Origin of the sequence: Haladaptatus pallidirubidus (genome assembly GCF_020700235.1) — an archaeon.
In the GTDB taxonomy this organism is placed as follows: domain Archaea; phylum Halobacteriota; class Halobacteria; order Halobacteriales; family Haladaptataceae; genus Haladaptatus; species Haladaptatus pallidirubidus.
On sequence record NZ_CP085305.1, the window covers coordinates 428,320 to 445,543 of the forward strand.

At 48.0% G+C, this 17,224-nt stretch carries 13 protein-coding genes and 1 pseudogene; 7 read left to right on the plus strand and 7 right to left on the minus strand.

The window, feature by feature from the left end:
• Positions 1 to 774 precede the first annotated feature (774 nt).
• The gene (locus LIX15_RS28875) at positions 775 to 1,776 is read left to right on the plus strand and encodes a Gfo/Idh/MocA family protein (RefSeq protein WP_227778248.1); all 1,002 of its coding nucleotides are present in this window, start codon (positions 775 to 777) and stop codon (positions 1,774 to 1,776) included.
• Between the two features lie 320 nt (positions 1,777 to 2,096).
• On the opposite strand, the gene LIX15_RS28880 is transcribed toward LIX15_RS28875, so the two are convergent.
• Complete coding sequence (locus tag LIX15_RS28880; protein ID WP_227778249.1) at positions 2,097 to 2,870, minus strand: IclR family transcriptional regulator; 774 nt, start codon at positions 2,868 to 2,870, stop codon at positions 2,097 to 2,099.
• Positions 2,871 to 3,209: 339 nt separating this feature from the next.
• Here LIX15_RS28880 and LIX15_RS28885 point away from each other — a divergent pair, with 339 nt between their 5' ends.
• The 3 genes and pseudogenes from LIX15_RS28885 (at position 3,210) to LIX15_RS28895 (ending at position 6,215) form a co-directional block, all read left to right on the plus strand.
• On the plus strand, positions 3,210 to 4,274 hold the full coding sequence (locus LIX15_RS28885; RefSeq protein ID WP_227778250.1) for a mannonate dehydratase: 1,065 nt from the start codon (positions 3,210 to 3,212) through the stop codon (positions 4,272 to 4,274).
• A gap of 175 nt (positions 4,275 to 4,449) precedes the next feature.
• Positions 4,450 to 5,511 (plus strand): annotated as a pseudogene (locus tag LIX15_RS28890) (transposase); the annotation flags it as partial.
• A gap of 521 nt (positions 5,512 to 6,032) precedes the next feature.
• Positions 6,033 to 6,215, plus strand: coding sequence for a LysE family transporter (locus LIX15_RS28895; protein ID WP_227778538.1), 183 nt, complete (start codon positions 6,033 to 6,035; stop codon positions 6,213 to 6,215).
• A 184-nt stretch (positions 6,216 to 6,399) separates the two neighbouring features.
• Here the strand turns inward: LIX15_RS28895 and LIX15_RS28900 are convergent, their stop codons facing one another.
• From LIX15_RS28900 to LIX15_RS28920, 5 genes are all read right to left on the minus strand, one after another.
• Positions 6,400 to 7,251 carry a sugar phosphate isomerase/epimerase family protein gene (locus tag LIX15_RS28900; protein WP_227778251.1) on the minus strand — a complete coding sequence of 284 codons (852 nt, stop codon included), beginning with the start codon at positions 7,249 to 7,251 and terminating at the stop codon, positions 6,400 to 6,402.
• Between the two features lie 66 nt (positions 7,252 to 7,317).
• Positions 7,318 to 8,235: a UbiA family prenyltransferase gene (locus tag LIX15_RS28905; RefSeq protein ID WP_227778252.1), complete on the minus strand. Its 918-nt coding sequence runs from the start codon at positions 8,233 to 8,235 to the stop codon at positions 7,318 to 7,320.
• Between the two features lie 27 nt (positions 8,236 to 8,262).
• The gene (locus LIX15_RS28910) at positions 8,263 to 9,138 is read right to left on the minus strand and encodes a sugar phosphate isomerase/epimerase family protein (RefSeq protein ID WP_227778253.1); all 876 of its coding nucleotides are present in this window, start codon (positions 9,136 to 9,138) and stop codon (positions 8,263 to 8,265) included.
• Positions 9,139 to 9,140: 2 nt separating this feature from the next.
• Entirely contained in the window at positions 9,141 to 9,920 is a 780-nt protein-coding gene (locus LIX15_RS28915; RefSeq protein WP_227778539.1) for a TatD family hydrolase, read from the minus strand.
• A gap of 877 nt (positions 9,921 to 10,797) precedes the next feature.
• On the minus strand, positions 10,798 to 12,129 hold the full coding sequence (locus LIX15_RS28920; protein ID WP_227778254.1) for an alkaline phosphatase family protein: 1,332 nt from the start codon (positions 12,127 to 12,129) through the stop codon (positions 10,798 to 10,800).
• A gap of 396 nt (positions 12,130 to 12,525) precedes the next feature.
• Between LIX15_RS28920 and LIX15_RS28925 the strand changes: the two genes are divergently transcribed.
• From LIX15_RS28925 to LIX15_RS28935, 3 genes are all read left to right on the plus strand, one after another.
• Positions 12,526 to 13,497: a sugar phosphate isomerase/epimerase family protein gene (locus LIX15_RS28925; RefSeq protein WP_227778255.1), complete on the plus strand. Its 972-nt coding sequence runs from the start codon at positions 12,526 to 12,528 to the stop codon at positions 13,495 to 13,497.
• A gap of 9 nt (positions 13,498 to 13,506) precedes the next feature.
• Positions 13,507 to 14,628 (plus strand): Gfo/Idh/MocA family protein, encoded by a 1,122-nt coding sequence (locus tag LIX15_RS28930; protein ID WP_227778256.1) that lies wholly within the window; start codon positions 13,507 to 13,509, stop codon positions 14,626 to 14,628.
• 420 nt (positions 14,629 to 15,048) lie between these two features.
• The gene (locus LIX15_RS28935) at positions 15,049 to 16,578 is read left to right on the plus strand and encodes a 3-keto-disaccharide hydrolase (RefSeq protein WP_227778257.1); all 1,530 of its coding nucleotides are present in this window, start codon (positions 15,049 to 15,051) and stop codon (positions 16,576 to 16,578) included.
• Between the two features lie 357 nt (positions 16,579 to 16,935).
• Here the strand turns inward: LIX15_RS28935 and tatA are convergent, their stop codons facing one another.
• Complete coding sequence (gene tatA / locus LIX15_RS28940) at positions 16,936 to 17,184, minus strand: twin-arginine translocase TatA/TatE family subunit (RefSeq protein WP_390185105.1); 249 nt, start codon at positions 17,182 to 17,184, stop codon at positions 16,936 to 16,938.
• Between the last annotated feature and the right edge of the window lie 40 nt (positions 17,185 to 17,224).

Genomic DNA, 17,224 nt, shown 5'->3' on the forward strand with positions numbered 1-17,224 from the left:
TGTCAATAAATACCTAGTTACAGGCGTTCAACGTGCTGACGACGGAGGAATAGGTATATGGCGCAAGTTACCGTCGTAGAAAAAATCAGTGAATAGACGATGATCAACGGTGTCGGTGTTCCGAGCGAGATCGCATTCGTGAGAAGCAAATAACAAAGGAGCGGGACGCTGAATCCTGACAGAAAGTATCGGACCCAACTGGGTTTCCATCGAGATTCGGTATGAGAGAGATAAATCGTATCTTTAAATAGAGCGAGATAGGCAAATATGCTCAACAAGGCTGTCCCTGTCAGTATGAGACCCGTAAGGAAGCTGTACGGACTCATACTTTCGGATAAAAGCGTGTAAACCGTATAAATCGTCGCGAGAAAGCCAACAACGACGTACGCCACCAGCGTGAGCCAATGTGTGTTGTCCGTTCGAGCACGGGAAGTGACGCTTGGGTTTGGTGTTTGTTTCATACAGTAGTATGTAAAGGCGAGCATTATAAACCGTCGCTCCTCATATTCGGTTTATCCTCGGGACGACTATCCTCTCAACGTTCATATAAGGTGGCTAAGGCGTGAATTTTCCAACCTTGTGTTACAGAGCTATGGACCTTCAAACTTGGGAGAAAATTGATACTCTTCCTCCCGCCCCCTAAAATCCTACTTGTCGGCGCTATGGTTCATATGATTCGGCACGTGATTGGATACTAATGTTTGCATAGCTTTATCACCCTATAATTGATCTCGATGAATACAGCATATGACCGAGAGTACGAGTGACATAACGATGAATCGAATTGGAATTGTCGGTACTGGAAACCTTGGAATCGTATTAGGTAAGCAGTTCAACCAACTCACATCGGCCGAGATTACGGCGATCACTGACATCGATTCGGCTGCATTATCGAGAACAGCAACGAAGCTGGGCGTCCCCGAGACGTCGCTATACAATGATTACGAACGCATGTTGGATGACGAACCACTGGACGCAATACTCATCGTCACGCCCAACGGCCTCCATTACGAACAGACCGTTGCCGCCCTCGATCGGGAACTTCACGTCTTGTGTGAGAAACCGTTGACCATCAACACCGCCGATGCGGAAGCTCTCGTCGAACGTGATGAATTGAACGACACCGTGTTGATGGTGGGGTACCAACGTCATCTGAATCCCGGATTTATCGAAGCCCGAAAACGATGGGCACTCGGGGACCTGACACCGAAATTCATCACCGCCGAGATTACCCAAGACTGGCGTCACCACTTCGACAAGGGCACCAATTGGCGTATGGATACTGCATTGAGCGGCGGTGGACATCTCTACACAACGGGTACCCACGTCATCGATGCGATCCTCTGGGTGACCGGACTGACGCCGAAGTACGTAACCGCCGAAATGGAGTGGCATGACGACATTGAACGGCTCGACAAGCAGTCCTCGATAATAATCGAGTTCGAAAATGGCGCAATTGCAAACGTTTCCGACTCGGGTATCGTCCCTCGAACGCGTGAGCATATTCACATTTGGGACGACCGAGGTGCGGTCTACCTCGAGGGGCGAGAATGGGACAACCGGACGATGAAGAAGGTCAACGAGGACGGATCCGAATTGTCACCATATATGAACGGTGGTGAGCGAAAAACGAAGCCGGAAGCATTCATCGAATCGATACAAGAGAACGTAGCACCTCCAGCAACGGCGCGTGATGCTTTGCGTACGACGATCGTCAAGGAAGCAGCGTACGAGTCCGCCGCTATTAATGAACGAATCGAGATAACCGGCCTATGACTGAAACATCCAGCTTTTACGGAATATGTTCCGTATTATCGAACACAGTTTGAATTTGCGTTCGATTGGGATCTGTCCATGGTGACCTTCCGAAGTCAGAACGATAAAGTGGCCTATTTTGACAACTTGTTTTAATGACCCCGCTTCGCGTACTTTTCGACGTTCTGTATTATCGAACAGCAGATTACAACACTATGTCTGTAAAGTAGAACCACTCCGATGAATTCTTGATGGGAAAAACCCGACCTACCCTGGTGCAATTGAACAGTCCATTATGAAATGCTGGCCCAAACTCAAAAAAGAAAAAGTACAAGAGAAAATTAAATGTTTGAGTAGTTTATCTCGATAACACGCACTGTGTGTTGGATCAACTCGGGTACTTTCTTCCGAAACGTTTCATCATCCATGTGACGAGTCGAACCGGACACGCTGATCGCTCCGAGTACTTCCTCCGTGTTTGTGAGGATTGGCACCCCTACACACCGAACCCCCTCGATTTGTTCGTTATCATCGAACGCTACGTTTCGTGAACGGATTTCCTCACACTCCTTGGATAGTTCCTCCATCGATGTGATCGTCTTCGAAGTCTGTTCACTCATCCCATGTCTGTCAAGGACCTCTCGAACCCGTTCGCGTGGATAGTATGCAAGCATGGCTTTCCCGAACGCTGTGCAGTGTAAATACCGTTCCGTCCCGATATGAGAATCCGTTTGGACAGCCTTATTCCCTCTCGACTGATGAACCATAATACCCTTGCCGTGTTCTTCGACGACGAGTTGGGCGGCGAAACCTGTTTCGGCCGCGAGCTCATCGACCTCGTTTTTCGTAAGTCGATAAATAGAGTTCGAGTGAGCAGCATATCCACCGAGATTTAAAAACCGCAACCCGACGCGGTATATATCGCCGACTTGTACTACGTATCTCCGTTGTTTGAGGGTATTGAGATGAGAGTGTATCGTGCTTTTAGATCGTCCCAAGTTATCCCCAAGTTCCGTTACTCCAGCACCATCATTTTCCATAAGGTATTCAATGATATCGAACGATGTATCAATGGATTTTATTTTATTTTCCGGTTTTTTCGTGCTTGGAGTCATACCTCACCTACTATTCTCCACAATAAAAAATCTACAGTTTTAATGGTTGATTTGAATACTGAACAAACTTCTAAATAATAGGTCAAAGTACATTTTATTTAATTTATATTATTATAAAATATTGTAATTAAATAAAAATATTATTGTGTTGAGGAAGATTCTAGTAGGGAATAAGACTGAGATCCATTTTTCATTAAAAATTATACACCAATATAACCATTATATTCGCCATACTACTATTCGAATACGATCAAACACTGTGTCCTCAAGTGTGGATGATAGGAGGATCTATATTATTCCTATCAATTGCCTTTTTGTGTTTCAGAACAATGTGGGGGTATGGCTAGCAAACAGGCTACTACTGAGACGAGTCAAGATATCGGTACCCGGATCGGTGTCAGAACGCGTTCCCTCTCAGAGGATAGATTAAAATATACTCGACAATTGGGTGCGACAGACATATTCGTCGATCATGCCGATACGGAGGAGGAACCAGACGAATTCAACGACCGAGACGGGGCCCAAACCGTTTCGGTTGGCCGTGATTCGATACCATCGGTCGCCGAACTAAACGCAGCACGCGAGCGTGTCGAATCGGCAGGATTGTCGCTCACAGGTATTCAATCGCTTCCGTATTCGTTGTATGGCGACATCATGTTCGGCCGGGAGGGAAGTGAAAAATCCTTGGATCAGATCACGAGCCTCGTCCGTAATCTCGGCGAAGCAGATATTCCCATCTTGGGCTATCAATGGAATCCCCGTGGCGTCGTTCCGATGCGAACGTCGCCAGTGAGAACGCGTGGTCGAGCGCTCGGCACCGGATTTGACCTCGCTGAACTCGACGACACGGACGCACTCGCTCCCGGACTGGACCGGAAATACACGGAATCCGAATTTTGGGAGAATTACCGCGGGTTTCTGAGGGTGGTTCTTCCAGTAGCGGAAGAAGCGGGTGTCAAACTCGCACTGCATCCGGTCGATCCACCAGTGATCGAGTCACTCGGGGGAATTCCTCGACTATTCCGCAACGTCGAAAACTTCGAGCGAGCGATGAGCCTGGTTCCGAGCGAAAACCATGGGTTAAAGCTGTGTCTCGGCTGTTTTTCACAGATGGGTGAGGACATTCCTCGAGTAATTCGTAGATTTGGCGAACGTGATCAGATCGTCTTTATCCACTTTCGGGACGTCGTGGGAATGGTTCCAAAGTTTCACGAAACGTTCGTAGATATGGGGAACTTCGATACCGTCGAAGTGGTTCGAACTCTCCAGGACATTGAATTCGATGGAGTCGTCATCCCGGATCACGTCCCGAAGATGGCTGGAGACGACGATTGGCGCCACAGAGCACGCGGATTTACCGTCGGATATCTCCGAGGGGTTATTGATACCGTACGTTCGGAGTGACGACCCCGATCCACTGTCCGGCGATCTGTGATGAAATATTTCTCCGTAGTCAAGAGCTTCGTGTGAAAAATAGACTGACACGGCACATAGATGACAGAAATTTATACGGAAAGTCGAATAAAAATATATCAGTCACGAAAGATGTTGGTGATAGATTGACACATCGCAAGACGTAATCCGAAATCACGTTACCCGTATCGTCTATCCGGGCTTTTCGCTTGACCGTAGTAGTGGCTATGAAATACACGAGAACGCATTCTGGGATTTACAGACGTATCTCGAACTTCGTGAGAACTTGGCCGCAAATGAGGGCGCACGGAGTTTCACGCTTGAATCACAACGCGAGCAGACGCAGCTCGGACATACTCATCGGGCGCACCTTCGTGACCTTTCTATCAACAAAATCAGCGAAATGTACCGTGAGGCGGTTGGTCGATTACTCGATCGGATTGCCGAAACAGACGCAATTCATCGGGCTGGCATCGTCGCGATCGATACGACAGAGGATGAGCCCTTTACTGGAGATCGCACAGGAAACGAAGCCGAGATTATCGGAACGAAAGATGGTGAGTACGCCTACCAGTGGGCGACGGTCCAGCTCACCGGCAATGCAGTGCCAATCTTCTTGGACGCTCGGCCGGTTCGACAGGGTGACTCTCGGTTGGAGATCGTACGGGATCTCTTAGATTCCGCCCAAGAGCACGTCATTGTCGACAATGTCCTGATCGATCGAGAATTCGATAGTCAGCACATCTTGGAGGAAATCGACCAGCGTGGGCTCCGTTATGTCGTGCCAAAACGAATGCAGACGAGCGAGCAAGCTCAAGCACAGCGGTTACTTCAGTGGATCAGGATCAGTACGTGACTAATCGGAACCTCCTATTGAACGACGATGAACGGCATGAGACCACGCTAGTGTACCGACGCAGAGACAATTCTAATTGTACGGATCATCGCCAGTATTCGGTGTTCATGACGGGGAGCCAAGCTTGTTGCGAGAGTATGGATACCGATGGGAAATCGAGAGTGGCTACAAGAACATCAAGCAGTTCATGGCCGCAACGACTTCTAAGAGCTTCGTGTTGCGGTTCTTCTACTTCACGTTTGCATGCCTGCTGTATTCGATTTGGCGTGCCGTTGATCTCCTTGTGCAGATCGAATTGATGGGTACGAGTGATCACCGATTGTGACCGCAAACACTGCCCTGACGCTGCTGAAGCAAACTGGTATCGGCTAGCACTGTGGTATAACACAGTGAACGCCAATCAATGAGCAGCAGCTTTGGCTCGAACAATCAGTATGTCATGAATAAGTTAGTATAGTAACCAGAACCGACTTCCGAGGTTTAGTTTGAAATGTTGCAGAAGGGTGAATTAGCAGAAATCGTGCACCATGGGGTTTCTATACCTGCTGTAATCTCATCTTCCGGGTACACAAATTTGATATAGCAATATATAATTTATAGATGTTCGAATGGCTGCTATCGCTCGATATAGGGCTTGAAACATGGGTTTACACTGGACGTGATGGTGTGTGGTGTACTTCTCCATTTATTTCTAAGCGGAAGTGGCCAACCCCCGGTACCCCCACATCGATCTGTGCAAAATTCGTAGCGCATGTTGACGACGAATTGTGGAACGAGAAGTGACATGAATATCCCCTTTATCAAAATCTCCTTTTTTTGGTGGTGTTGTTTAGTCACTAATGGTTGGTCAATCAATCCTTCTTACATTTATTCTAGCAGCCTTTGTCGTCATCATGGCTCCCGGACCTAATACGATCTACGCCTTGACGCAGAGTATCAAGAGCGGACGGACCGCTGGTCTTGTTGCTGGATTCGGAACAGCAACTAGAGTTATGGTTCATACTACTACGGCAGCGTTCGGACTCTCCGCTCTCCTCCGAACTTATGTTATATCAAATAGGAAAATAAGCATTTAACTAATTTAACTTCCCGGTATCCTTTTAGCCGAAGCACCTTCCGTACCCGAACACGTAATGAATTCTCCTGTTTATTCTGTATTTTCTCTCGACACTACAATTATCACATGGAGTCATTAAGTATTGGAGAATCAATCGCTAGTTAAGGTGTTCAAACAGAAGATATCGATCTAGTATTATAGATTTAACTGACATTCGGTTTAAGTTCCTCATAGGCCTTCTCGGCTGCCTTATCGGGGGCATCAGGGTAAGTATACAACTCCAGAGTTGCAAACCCTGTGTAGTTGATATCGTTAAGGGCTGCGAAAATTGCCTTGAAATCAAGATCCCCTTCACCAGGAATACGATGGTAGTGCTTTCCCCGATGACCGCCGACAATATCTTCCAGGTGAACACCGGTGATATAACCGGCACACTTGTGAATACTCTCGACCGGATTCTCTCCATAGACGGCCGCATGGCCAATGTCGAGATTAACTCCTAGCGAGTCATGCCCGATCTCTTCGATAAGCATCAATACTTCGTCAGTGCACTCAACGAGTAGTTCTGGCTCGAACTCGATACCAACTGTTACCTCTCTCGTCTCGGCATAATTTAGGATCTCGTGAAGCGAGTCCAACAGGTACTTCTTGGCTTGTTCCGGCGGATTTCCTGGAAGTGGGCGGCCAGTCGCAATACAAACCGACGGCGCGTCGACCTCTACTGCTAAATCGATTGCGCTCTTTGTATACTCGATCCGCCACGCGCGATTCTCATCGTCTGCAGTGATGATAGTAGGGTCGAAGAACGATGAAGCCGGTGCGTCATCGTAGTAACCCCTCGCGGTATTTGCGTTGATATTTGACACCGCGAGTCCAGTTTCATCAAGAACTGCTTTGAGTTTTTTTTGATCTCCGTCATCAAACTCCGGTAAAAACGCGTGAGGGGTATCAGCGAGCAATTCAACGCCCTTATAGCCGTGATCGGCGATGTGCCGAACAGCCTCTGGGAGTTCAAAGCGCGTATAGGCGTTCGTAGAGAACGCAAGTTGAACCATACACGATGATTTTGTTCTGAGATTAAATATTTTGTCCTGCCTATAGTTGCTTCATATTTGTAGTGGTCATGTCACTTCAAATAGACGAGAGAAACCGACTGCGGGGATAACAAATGCCAGCGCAACGAGCGACCATATCGATCCAACGGTTGCGGCAAACGCTGCATCCAACACGGTCAGTCCTAACACACATGCGCCGACAGCCGGCCCAATCGTTTCTGGGACGGGGTTATCGTAGGCAGCCCGTAACGCTTGGCCAGTCCAGCCGACGAACCCAATAAGAAGAACAACTACCAAGACGATTTCGATCGGTGACGGAGAGCGCATTACAAGGAGCCCGATAACTCCAAGTGTTGCGATTACTGTACCACCCACTGCAGTCATCACAGCCATTTGGTCGCCTCCTCCAGTCTCTCTTTCGGCCATATACGTGACCCCGGCAATGTAAACGACGATCACTACAGGTACTGTAAGTACCCATGGTGGGAGTGTAGTGGGAAACCCAAATGCGCTCATCCCGAGAAGAACATTCAACCCTCGGCACCCACCCATGAATAGGAAACCAATAGTCGAGCCTTTGAACAAACTATCGTAGAACAGAATGACAAGTGCAAGACTGCCAGCAACTACTCCGGCAATCTTTCCAGAAACGGTCAGGGCAACCACGATACCGCCAACGAGGAGGCTAATTCCGAATATAAGTGCTGCTCCGCGAGATACTTCTTTAGAGGGAATAGGCCGTTCCGGACGTTCGCGAATATCCTCGGATGTGTCAAAATAGTCGTTTAGTGTCGTTCCTGCCGCGTATAGTAGAACAGAAGCAATTGCAAGCCCGGCGACAGTACGAATCGACACATCGTAGCCAAGATTTGCAATAAGTGCAACACCGAGCACAACGTCAGGTGGTGCTGTGAAGAGATTGGGGAGCCTAACTAACGTGGCATACGCCGTGAGCCAATGGCGACTTCCATCCTTCCTACTCATCGCGGGTCAGCTGGAATAATCATGATGTCAGACCCACCCATTCTCCTCCAAATAGTGCATTGCGTTGTGGGCAGTTTCCTTTGCTGTCTCCTCATACGGGTACAGCTCAATAGTAACGAATCCGTCATAGCCGGTCTCTTTGAGTGAATCCAGGAATCCGTTAATATCTATCGCACCGTTTCCAAGTTGGGTATGTTCGTGTGTCCGATCAGCGGGGATGTCTTCGAGGTGATAGTGCCCAGTGTATGAATCGAGTTCATAGATAAGGTCGACAGGATCCTCGTCAACGCAATAGAAATGACCTACATCGAAATTACAGCCAACTCGAGAGGAATCGATTTGGTCAGCAAGTTTTAGGAACTGATTGGAAGTCTCTATTAGTAGGTCTGGCTCGGGCTCAACTAGCACGTCGACGCCGACCATCTCGGCAGTCTCCGTTACTTCCTGAAGAGCCTCAATGAACATCTCCATCGCTTGTTCTTGAGAGGTACCTTTTGGAACAGGTCCACCGGGCTGGATTGAGATCTGTGGTACATTGAGTTCAGCTGCTGTCTTGAGCGCGGTTTTTGTATGTTCAATTCGATTCTGCCGGTCAACCGCTGCAGGTTCGATAAATGATGGGTGGTGGAACAACTCCGTCTCATGGGGATACTTTGCTATACGGCTCTTCTCAGTTCGATCGATGGCGCTGAGCATGAACGCGTTGCAGTTGCTTACGGTGAGGTCATGGTCGTCAAGCACATTCCGAATGCGTTTAATTCTCTTTTCATCTGCCTCTGCTGGAAAGAGGTGGGGTTCATCAAGCAGTATCTCGATACCGTCGTATCCGGCATTAGCGAGTATGCTGATAGTTTCTTCAAGCTGGTATTCGCGGAATGCGTTGGTAGAGAATCCAAATTTCATTGTTAAGGTTTGTAATTGAAGTTTGGAGACTGGTTGAAGAACTCTAGAGGATTCTCGAAAACTACTTTGCGAACCTCCTCTCTATCCCAGCCTCGGTCGAGCATTTTGTCACGTGCTTTCGGCACAGCGAGGGGATCAGATGGATCCCAATCAGCGGCACTATTAAGAAGCATCTTATCACTGCCGTACTCTTCCAAGAGGTCAATCGCCTTCTCGTCCGTTATCTTCCCAGGATACAACGTAAAGCCGATCCAACAGTCTGTCTGAAGCGCAATTTCGATAGTGTTCTCCGTATTATGATCAATGACGATCCGTTCTTCAGTAACGTCTTCGTCGTGGATCATCTCGACAATTCGTTCGGTTCCCTCCGGTTTACTCGTATGGGGAGTATGGACGATGACAGGAAGTTCACGCTCTTCGGCCATCCGAAGTTGGCGGCGGAAGGCATATTCTTCTTCTTCTGTTCCTTGATCAAGACCAATTTCGCCGACGCCAACCACGTTTTCGCGGTCAAGATACGCTGGAATCTGGTCCATCACCTCTTCAGCCATGTCGGGATAGTTTGACTCCTTTGGTTCAAGGGCAATGGTAACATAATGGTCGATACCGGCTGTCCTATCGGCCCGCTCAGTCTCGAAGTCGATTATCTGCTCAAAGTAATCGAAAAAGGATTCTGCGTGTTGCTTGTCTGTTCCACTCCAGAATGCGGGCTCAATACAGCATTCAATTCCAGCTAGGCGTGCCCGTTTGTAATCATTACTCGAACGGGATACCATATGCATATGGGGATCGATTATTGGAATCGACATATACTGCTTTGTTATATTGTAGGTATATTAAGTTTATTGATGAAAAGTTAAATACTTAGGAGACCCAACGAAGGGATAGATTTTTCTCAACTGTCTACGTAATTTCTAGTATGCCAGAAGTTTGTCCCTTCTGCGGTGACCCCATTGACTCAACTCGGAGGACATCTGATAACGATCGGTCATACGAGGTATGGCAGTGCAAAGACTGTGAAAAAGAATGGTACCATCCAGAGGAAACTGTACTCAACAAGGAGCTTGACTTTAGTGAAAGCCAGGAGCAGATATCACGGCGGGAATCTGACACTGATTTGGAATGGTAAACATTACATGGATTAAGTGGTGTAATCTGTACGTTTGATAGATTTATCGAATTAAACCTAATATCAAAGTTTCGATATTAACAACATCGTCGAATGGGATGCCTCGAGATCACGCCCCGAGGCACTTCACAGTTATTGTAATTGTATGTCTTTCTCTGTAGTAGTCCGTTTTGGTATTCTAAATTCATTATATATTTATTAGTAATAAGATTCAATAAAGTCAACCACCGAAACTTTTATTTGATTTACCTGTATCTTCTTCAAATAGGGTAATACAATAATGCAATGTACTATCTGCGGAAATCCAGTTCATCAGTACGAGGATATTACAAAAGTATTTAAAAACAAAGAGTACCATTTCTGCTCCGATGAACACAGTGAGGAATTTGAACAAAGCCCTAATAGTTTTATTACATAAAATAATTATTGAATTAAATAAGGCATTATCTATAATATATCGGACAAGAATGGGTAGGAATTGCGTTTATTATTTATCTATTTGCAGATGAATTATTTTATTATGATAGCAACTAATTTTTAATTTCGAGGATATTCGCTATTGTTGGCGCGACTGCTCGTGCATCTACACTACTTTGTGATGCGAGCTCTAGATCTGGCGCAGCGGGTCCTCCAATGCCATAAACAGGCCAAGTCTCTGGATCAATGCGTCCATGGGATCCGCCGACTTTTGTCGGATCGAGTGATACTATTTCGTCCTCACCGTGAAAGAGCTCACAAGGGTCAAATCCAGGTTTAGCGTGAATATCCATAGCGGTTGCATACTCTGGTGCGTCATCTGGGGCATCCCACCAGTAGTATTGGAACCAGGAATCTGTTTCTGCGATTATTACTAAATCACCTGAATTCGGATGGTCAATGTTGTATTTAATCTTTTCTTTTTTGCCTATAATCGTATCAATACCGTTAAGCTTACTAAGTGCTTCTCTGGCGGCCGCAATCGCCTCATTATCGGCATACACGTGAGCAATTTGATGGTCAACCATCGCAAATGCACGTGAAGAGACAAGGTCAACTTCCTCACCTCTCTCATCGTCATCGGTAACTGAAAGTAATCCTGCCTCTCGAAGGGCTTGATTAGGAAAAACAGGTGTATCGACAGAGTGGAAGCCGTACTCACTTACAACGTTAACGACTGTATTTTCCCAGCGATCGCCAGCTTTGAGAGTAGCTAAGAATTCACCGACAAGTTCGTCAACAACTTCAATTTCAGCGTTTAGTTCGTTTCCAGGCCCTTCTCGAAGTCCTGTATAGTCTAGATGCGGGATATACACCCAAAGCATATCGAGATCAAATTGGTGTATCGCTTCAGTCGCTGCATCAAATATCCATTTACTGCTATTTTTGTTAGCACCTGGACCCCAGTAGTTGAATAATGGGAAGTGGCCAAACTTCTCTTGCAGGGTATCATACAGATTATCGGGGTTTGTCCAACAGTTCATCTCAATCATGTTATTGTTCTCATCCTCAATCGGCGAAGGCGTGATAACTACATCAGCGTTTGACCCAATAAGATGCTGGAAAAATAGGGCCCCTGTTGTTAGACCTTCATCATGAGCAGTCTCCCAGAGCCGATCTCGGCCGTTGCGGTCGCGTGCCCAGAATTCTACTTCATGCTGGGTGCGATTGTACTCACCACTTGCAACGTCACCGTGTCTGCTCGGTGACTGCCCTGTAGCGAGTGTCGTCTGCGCCGGAACAGTCAGTGATGGGAACGATGGGCGCATCGGAATCACATCGTTAAGCAAATCTGCCAAGTTTGGAGCAAGCTTAGGTGTAATATGTTCTGGTTGTAGACCGACAATATCCAATACGATGACTCGTTTAGCTTCGAACTTAGTCATTGATTCCCTCGATTATTTGAGTTAGCCGATTCCTGCTGTAGTTGAATTTGGTCTGACTGTCTCTTTATTTGGCCAGGATAGTGTACTTTGTCACACATCTATCTCCGTCAATTGAACTCCTTGTTATTGACTCTTGCGTTAATAATGTTTATAGTAAATCAATTATGTTTTATATAATAGTAAATAATGGTGAATAGATATTATTTTTCATCCGTTCTCGATGAAGTTTCATAAAGTAATTACCATTCACAATCTCTTTATTAGAACCAAAACTATGATGGTATTAACCATATTTTTGACTATTTTTGGCCGTTCTTAGTATTGGCTATAATAATTCCCTCTTACTAGATTGCCGAAATAATAATATTAATGTATGAATTGATTATACTAATATTCATGGACATAGGTGTACTTACTGTCCCACTAGCAGATGAATCGCTTGAAGAAGCCCTTGCATATCTCGCCAACCAGGGTGTTGGTGCTGTTGAGTTGGGCTGTGGTGGATTCGTCGGTGACGATCACCTTCCAAGGAAAAAGTATCTCAACGATACGACGAAGCAAGAAGAACTCCTTGATCTTATCGAAGAAAATGATCTATGGATATCTGCGCTGGCGACCCACAACAACCCGCTTCATCCGGACGACGAGGTGGCCGAGGCGGCGAATACCGAACTCCGCGAGGCGATCCGCCTTGCTAACCAACTCGGCGTGGACGCCGTCACGTGCTTCTCTGGGCTACCGAGCGGCGGCCCAAACGACGAGGTGCCGAACTGGATTACGGCCCCGTGGCCTTCGGAACACGACGAGGCGCACACCTACCAGTGGGAGGAAGTCGCCATCCCCTACTGGCGCGACGTGGCGGAACACGCCGCAAACCACGGCGTCGACGTCGCTATCGAAATGCACCCGAACATGCTCATCCACGAGCCCGTCGGAATGTTGGAACTCCGCAACGCAACCAACGAGCGAATCGGGGCGAACTTCGATCCCAGCCACCTCTACTGGCAGGGCATCGATGTAGTCGAAGCCATCCGGCTCCTCGGCGAACACGACGCCATCCACCACTTCCACGCGAAGGATACGAAGGTATACGAGTCCCAAGCCCGCTACAAGGGCGTTCTCGACACGACGCCATACACCGAGGAAGCCAACCGCTCGTGGCTGTTCCGCTCCGTCGGCTACGGCCATGGTGAGGAACACTGGAAGGACATCGTCAGCGCGCTCCGGATGATAGAGTATGACGGCGCGCTCTCCGTCGAGCACGAGGATTCGTTGACTAGTTCACGAGAAGGGTTAGAGAAGGCAATCACATTGTTGCAACGCGCTGTGTTCCAGACGACACCCGGCGAAGCCTATTGGGCTGAATAGAGGAGAAGAATGAGTACAAACAACACCATTGATGTCGGCGTCCTCGGATATCGTTTTATGGGCAGAGCCCATTCAAATGCCCTAGCAAGGCTGCCAATGTTTTTCCCGGATGCACCAAAGATAGTTCGTCATACGCTCATTGGCCGGGACGAAGAGTCACTAACAGAGGCTGCCGAACAGTTTGGCTTTACGAATACCACGACGGACTGGAAAGAGGCGATTGAGGAGGTAGACGTCATCTACAATCTCGGTCCCAATCATATTCATCCAGAACCCTCTATTGCGGCTTTGGAGGCTGACACCCACGTTTTCTGTGAGAAACCGATGGCGCCGACTCTCAGACAAGCCAAGGAAATGCGTGAAACAGCTGCTGATAGTAAAGCCCTTGCTGGCTGTGCATTCAACTATCGATTTGTCCCAGCTATCAAGTACGCGAAACGCCTAATCGAGGATGGTGAACTCGGCGAGATTCATCAGTTCCGGGGGCGCTATCTTCAAGACTGGCTGGTCGACCCCGACGCGCCGTGGTCGTGGCGCAGTGACGCGGAGTTGGCGGGCAGCGGCGCGCTCGGCGACCTCGGCGCGCACACCATCGACCTCGCACGATTCCTCGTTGGCGACGTAGAGCGCGTGTCGGGCCACCTCCGAACCTTCGTGGACGAGCGTCCGGTCGAAGGGGAAGACGAAAACCGGCCGGTAACGGTGGATGACGCGTACTCCGCGCAGGCCGAGTTGGAGGACGGCGTGATGGGAACATTCGAGGCCTCGCGGTTCGCTACGGGGCACAAGAACGACCACATCGTCGAGGTTCACGGCTCCAAGGGAAGCTTGAAGTTCTCGCTCGAACGGCTCAACGAACTCGAACTCTTGCGGGACGACAACCGCGGCTACGAAACGGTGCTCGTCACCGATGAGTCCGACCCCTACATCGACCACTGGTGGCCGCCGGGCCACATCATCGGCTGGGAGCACACCTTCATCCACGAGAACTACGAGTTCTTAACCGCAATTAGCGAGGACAAAGAGTTCTCTCCTTCTTTTGAAGATGGTTATCGGGTTCAGCGTATTCTTGATGCAATCCAACAGAGTAACAAGCAGCATGAGTGGATTAAATTAGATACGATGAAATAGATATTTAAATTAATCTGAAATCAACGGCTTACTATGCGACCACTGACCTGAGTTTTAATCTCTGGATCAGAATGAGATATTTCCAAATCAAATAGACTCTCTGATGCCGTCTCACTCCACTAATCACAGGCGGACACCAACATCCTGGAATACCCGAAGTTCTCCCGTCTCATAGAAGAGTCAACAAAGCAATAACTGATAGTTGATGCCATTTCCGATTGATTAAAATTAGCAAAATATTATAAGTAGTATATAAATATAAACTAAATTTAATATATATTTTCACTGCGAATTTTAAATATTATGTAGTAATAGATATTATGTATTATTGGAATAGAAATGCTTATTAGTCAAGTGCGAGATGATATCAAGTAGCACTCATTCTGTCGGATGAGTGCTACGACCAGTAAGAGACAATATATGAGTGATTCAAACCAAATAGAAGGAAACAGTGAGTATAGTAAATCAACAAACCGACGGAAAGTTCTCCAAGGGATTAGTACTATCGGCTTAGGAGGTTCTTTCGTTGGGCTCGGACAAGCCTCAGAGTATTGCCCCGGCAGGAAGAACTCCGGAAAGAATAAAATTCGGCCGCGACGTGTTAAGCCAGGTGCCGAAGGGCTCAGCGCGGACCCACCGTCGGACGCGACGATCCTGTGGAACGGTAAAGAGGCCTCTCTCGACGATTGGCAGCACTATCCCGACGGTCGTGATGCTGAATGGATTGAGCACGACGATTACTTCAAGACCAATCTTGGAACTGGCGACATTCAACCCAATGAAGAAATAGGTGACTGTCACCTCCACCTCGAGTGGCGAATTCCCGAAGGCTTAGAGGGAGAAGGTCAGGGACCAGGAAATAGTGGTCTCTTCATGATGGAAACGTATGAGTTCCAGATCCTCCAGAGCTACGAGAATCCCACCTACCCAAGCGGTCATGCGGGATCGTTCTATAAGTACCAGCCAGGTGGCGGCAGCGCGCCGCTGGTTCTCCCAATCCGGCCTCCGGGAGAGTGGCAGGAGTACGACATTATTTGGCGCGGTCCGCGCTTCGAGGATGGCGAACTCGTTCGCTATCCCCAGGCGACGCTCTTTTTCAACGGCGTGGCCGTCCAAACCCACTTCGATATCCCGGGCCCTGTCTGGTATGACACGTTGTACGATTTCGATCACGAGGACTTCGGCCATCCCCGGGATGACGATGGGACATTTCTCGAGGAGGTTCCCTTCAATCTGCAGGATCATGGCAGCAGCCAAGACGTGGTGCACTTCCGGAATATATGGTATCGTGACCTGCCCGAAGAACCTGTGAAGATCGACAATCCCGACGCGATGCCCCAATATGACAGTTCGGGTGGCGACTATGAGATGCCTAAGCAAGTCGAACCCGGTGGAGTAGGAACGACTGGCGATGCGCCCGAAGACGCCGACGTGTTGATCGATGATAGGCTGACCCTCGAGCCAGGAGACGGTAACTGGGAGAGTGACAACAAGTACGGTGACGTGCAGTTACACGTTGAGTACCGCATCCCCGAGGACGTTAGAGGGAGAGGCATAGACCGGGTTAACAGCGGCGTCTTAATGATGGGCAAGTACGAGATTCAAATCGTTGACATGCGCTTCCACCGCAACGCTGACGCCGACAAATGGACTGGCGCCTACACGGACCAAGCTGAACCCCATCACGATGTCGTCAGCCGTCCTGGTGAGTGGCAACAACTTGACATCCTTTGGCAGGGCCCGCGCTTTGACAGTGTCGAGGTTCAGCCAGCACAAGTGACTGCTTTACTCAACGGCGTCGCCGTCCAGACGCGGCTCTTAGTCGATGGTCCGAACGCCGACGGCAAGCTCGTAGAATATGAGGAACACGCGTCCGAGCTGCCGCTTCGCCTCCAAGAGGACAACAGCCTAATACAGTTCCGCAACACTTGGGCACGTTCGCTCGACTAAAACATATACCTTCGAAATTTCGACCTGGAAACCATAATTGACCAATTCACGGAAAGGAAGCGTCGAGATTTCTAAAATTGGCTATATTTTATCTAATTTAAATTTATAATAATGGGCACATGGTGATCTGATGCCTGAGTATCTTACTGGACGACGATATCGCTGTTCATCAATTCTTGGTGAGGTTTGCAAACGGACTCGATCATCTCGGCGGTCACCTCAAAGTGGGATCACTGATCGTTGTTAGATACGTTCGTAGTTTCGGTGGCCAAATCACCAAAACATTGCTCTCTTCTAGTAAACCACGATGAACAGCGATTTCACTGCCATTTGGCTAGTGGATGTTGCTTTAACTCTCTACTCTTGTTCTTGCTTTGGCACTGGATCAATCTCTTGAGTTGTTTCATTGCGCATCTCTTCAAGTTCCAATTCCATCTTCTTACGTCCCTTTTTGAATTCACCTATTGCCCCACCAGTTGATTTGGCTAATTTCGGGATTTTGCTAGCACCAAATAATAACACTATTAGTAGTAAGATTATGGCTAATTCTGTCCCACCGGGAATCGGACCGAATAATGGGATTAATACTTTGATCATCATTCCCATATGCTTTATTCCCCGATCTATAGTTTAAAAGTTTGGCTCT

Excerpts from the sequence above, each read along its gene's own strand:
- LIX15_RS28875 (WP_227778248.1), top strand. The coding sequence starts at position 775 with ATGAATCGAATTGGAATTGTCGGTACTGGAAACCTTGGAATCGTATTA.
- LIX15_RS28880 (WP_227778249.1), bottom strand. The coding sequence starts at position 2,870 with ATGACTCCAAGCACGAAAAAACCGGAAAATAAAATAAAATCCATTGAT.
- LIX15_RS28885 (WP_227778250.1), top strand. The coding sequence starts at position 3,210 with ATGGCTAGCAAACAGGCTACTACTGAGACGAGTCAAGATATCGGTACC.
- LIX15_RS28895 (WP_227778538.1), top strand. The coding sequence starts at position 6,033 with ATGGCTCCCGGACCTAATACGATCTACGCCTTGACGCAGAGTATCAAG.
- LIX15_RS28900 (WP_227778251.1), bottom strand. The coding sequence starts at position 7,251 with ATGGTTCAACTTGCGTTCTCTACGAACGCCTATACGCGCTTTGAACTC.
- LIX15_RS28905 (WP_227778252.1), bottom strand. The coding sequence starts at position 8,235 with ATGAGTAGGAAGGATGGAAGTCGCCATTGGCTCACGGCGTATGCCACG.
- LIX15_RS28910 (WP_227778253.1), bottom strand. The coding sequence starts at position 9,138 with ATGAAATTTGGATTCTCTACCAACGCATTCCGCGAATACCAGCTTGAA.
- LIX15_RS28915 (WP_227778539.1), bottom strand. The coding sequence starts at position 9,920 with ATGCATATGGTATCCCGTTCGAGTAATGATTACAAACGGGCACGCCTA.
- LIX15_RS28920 (WP_227778254.1), bottom strand. The coding sequence starts at position 12,129 with ATGACTAAGTTCGAAGCTAAACGAGTCATCGTATTGGATATTGTCGGT.
- LIX15_RS28925 (WP_227778255.1), top strand. The coding sequence starts at position 12,526 with ATGGACATAGGTGTACTTACTGTCCCACTAGCAGATGAATCGCTTGAA.
- LIX15_RS28930 (WP_227778256.1), top strand. The coding sequence starts at position 13,507 with ATGAGTACAAACAACACCATTGATGTCGGCGTCCTCGGATATCGTTTT.
- LIX15_RS28935 (WP_227778257.1), top strand. The coding sequence starts at position 15,049 with ATGAGTGATTCAAACCAAATAGAAGGAAACAGTGAGTATAGTAAATCA.
- tatA (WP_390185105.1), bottom strand. The coding sequence starts at position 17,184 with ATGGGAATGATGATCAAAGTATTAATCCCATTATTCGGTCCGATTCCC.